We start from the raw sequence: 2,355 nt of genomic DNA, 5'->3' as shown, positions 1-2,355 counted from the left end.
CCCCAGCGCCCCCGCCCCCGGGGGCCCCCCAATGCCCGCACCCTGGGCCGCCGCGCCGGGGACCCCGCGCATCGGCCGCATCAGCTGGCGGGGCAATGCGGTGGTGCCCACGGCCCGCCTAAACGAGGTGCTAGGCCTGCGGCCCGGCGACGCCTACGACTCGCTGGCCGTAGAAAAGCGGCTGAGCTACGACCCCGCACGCCCCGATATCACCTCCTTATACATGGACCACGGCTACCTGTATTTCCAGGTGGCGCCCGTGGCCAAGCGCCAAGCCGACGGCACCGTGGACCTGGCCTTCACCGTCACAGAAGGCCGGATGGCCCGGCTCCGCCACGTTTTCATCACCGGCAACCTCGACGCTTCGGCTAAAGCGGCGCTGCTGAAGCGGCTGCCGCTGCGCACCGGCGATGACTTCAGCCGCGCCAAGCTCATGGAGGCCAACCGCCTACTGGCCCAGCAAAACCGGTTCGACCCGAAGAGAATCGGTATCAACCCTCAACCCGTGTGGCGCCCCACCGAAACCACCGATTTGGTGGACATTGAGCTGGTACTGGTGCCCAAGGCCTGATGGTAGTGTGGGCGCTTTAGAAATCAGTTAATAAGCCGGCAAGGGCCGTGGCACAACCTACCAAGTGCGCGCCACGGCCCTTGCCGGCTTATTCGGTTCATCACAGAAAATGCCCCACCGCGCTTATCGGTACATTTTGAGCAATTGCTGGGCAACGGAGGCGCCCCCGGGGGCAAACGGCAACCTGCGCCGCGCCGGGGCCCTAAATTGGCTTTCTTAGCTAACCCAAGCGCTTGCCATTGCCATGTTCAACCCCCGCAAAATGATGTTTCTGGTGGCTGCCGCCGCCCTGCTGCTGTCCGCCGCTGCCCAGCCCCCTATCCGGGCCGCCAATGCCAACGCATTGCTAGACAACAAACTTATTGCTGCACCAACCGCGCGGCCCGCCAACTTTGTGCGCCAGCACGGGGCCCTGCGGGTGGAAGGCACCCAGCTGGTGGACCAAAAGGGCCAAAAAATTGCGCTGCGGGGCGTGAGCTTCGGCTGGCACAGCCTGTGGCCGCGCTTCTACAACGAGCAGGCGGTGGGGTGGCTGGCCCAGGATTTCCACTGCAACGTGGTGCGGGCGGCGATGGGCGTTGAGGTGGGCGAGCGGTGCTATACGAAGGACCCGGCCTTCTCCAAAGCCAAGGTGAAGGCGGTGGTAGACGGCGCCATCAAGGCGGGCATTTACGTCATCATCGACTGGCACAGCCACAACATCAACCTGGCCGAGGCCAAGCAATTCTTCGGCGAGGTGTCGAAAACCTACGCCAAGACGCCCAACGTCATCTACGAAATCTTCAATGAGCCCGACCAGGAAACCTGGCCCGAAGTAAAGGCCTACGCCGAGGAAATCATCAAAGTAATCCGCGCCAACGACCCCAACAACGTCATCCTCGTGGGCTGCCCGCACTGGGACCAGGACATCAACCTGCCCGCCGCCGACCCCATCCGCGGCCAGCGCAACCTGATGTACACCATGCACTTCTACGCCGCCACGCACGGCAAGGAGCTGCGCGACCGCACCGACGCGGCCCTCGCCAGCGGCCTGCCGGTGTTCATCTCCGAATCGGCGGGCATGGAAGCCTCCGGCGACGGGCCCCTGAACCCCGCCGCCTGGCAAGCCTACATCGACTGGATGGAAGCCAAGGGCCTGAGCTGGATCACCTGGTCGGTGTCCGACAAGGACGAAACGTGCTCAATGCTCGAAAAATCAGCCAACTCCACGGGCCCCTGGAAGGAGGCAGATTTGAAAGAGTCAGGCCGAAAAACGCGGGAATACCTGCGGCGCTACAACGTTGATAAATAAGCACTTGCCTCACCCTGGCGCTGGCCGCAGTTTAGCGCGCAGCGCGTAACTGCTGGCCGATAAATGGGGCGAGTTTGCAACTCGCTGCCGCGCAGCGGCAAGCTCGCCCCAGGGCCCCCAGGAGTGCAATTCCGCCGGGCCGCTGCGCGGCCGTGAGTCGCAGACTCACCCCGTTTGCCGGCCGACAGTTGCGCGCTGCGCGCTAAACTGTGGCCAGCACTGGGCCCCCCCGGGGCCCTAATCGTAGCGGCGGCCCTTCCACACTACGGCCCCGCCGAAGAGGCGCACGTAGCCCATGCCCAGGGTGAGGGCCAGCGTGTAGCCCTCGAAGAGCGGCAGCAGCCAGGGGCGCAGGCGCAGGCCGGCGCGGCGGTAGCACACGGCCGCCAGGGCCCCCTGCACCACCACGCGCCCGCCCCCCAGGGCCAGCGCCAGGCCCGGGGCCCCCGCCCAGGCAGGGCCCCCAGCGCCGGCCAGAAGCCTGCTGTACACC

At 65.8% G+C, this 2,355-nt stretch carries 3 protein-coding genes; 2 read left to right on the top strand and 1 reads right to left on the bottom strand.

Annotated elements, in window-relative coordinates:
• Together BEN49_RS14110 and BEN49_RS14105 are read left to right on the top strand one after the other, a co-directional pair.
• Positions 1-571 (top strand): POTRA domain-containing protein (locus BEN49_RS14110; protein ID WP_317040456.1); only part of this gene is annotated, 571 nt, incomplete at its 5' end.
• Between the two features lie 244 nt (positions 572-815).
• Entirely contained in the window at positions 816-1,862 is a 1,047-nt protein-coding gene (locus BEN49_RS14105; protein ID WP_239691939.1) for a glycoside hydrolase family 5 protein, read from the top strand.
• A 237-nt stretch (positions 1,863-2,099) separates the two neighbouring features.
• Here the strand turns inward: BEN49_RS14105 and BEN49_RS26970 are convergent.
• On the bottom strand, positions 2,100-2,355 hold a 256-nt coding region (locus BEN49_RS26970; protein ID WP_204376118.1), incomplete at its 5' end, for a hypothetical protein.

It is taken from the genome of Hymenobacter coccineus, assembly GCF_001816125.1.
Taxonomy (GTDB): Bacteria; Bacteroidota; Bacteroidia; order Cytophagales; family Hymenobacteraceae; genus Hymenobacter; species Hymenobacter coccineus.
This window is presented reverse-complemented; position numbering and strand designations above follow the sequence as displayed.

Bases quoted from the DNA above. Each gene is read 5' to 3' on its own strand.
- BEN49_RS14105 (WP_239691939.1), top strand. From the start codon at position 816: ATGTTCAACCCCCGCAAAATGATGTTTCTGGTGGCTGCCGCCGCCCTG.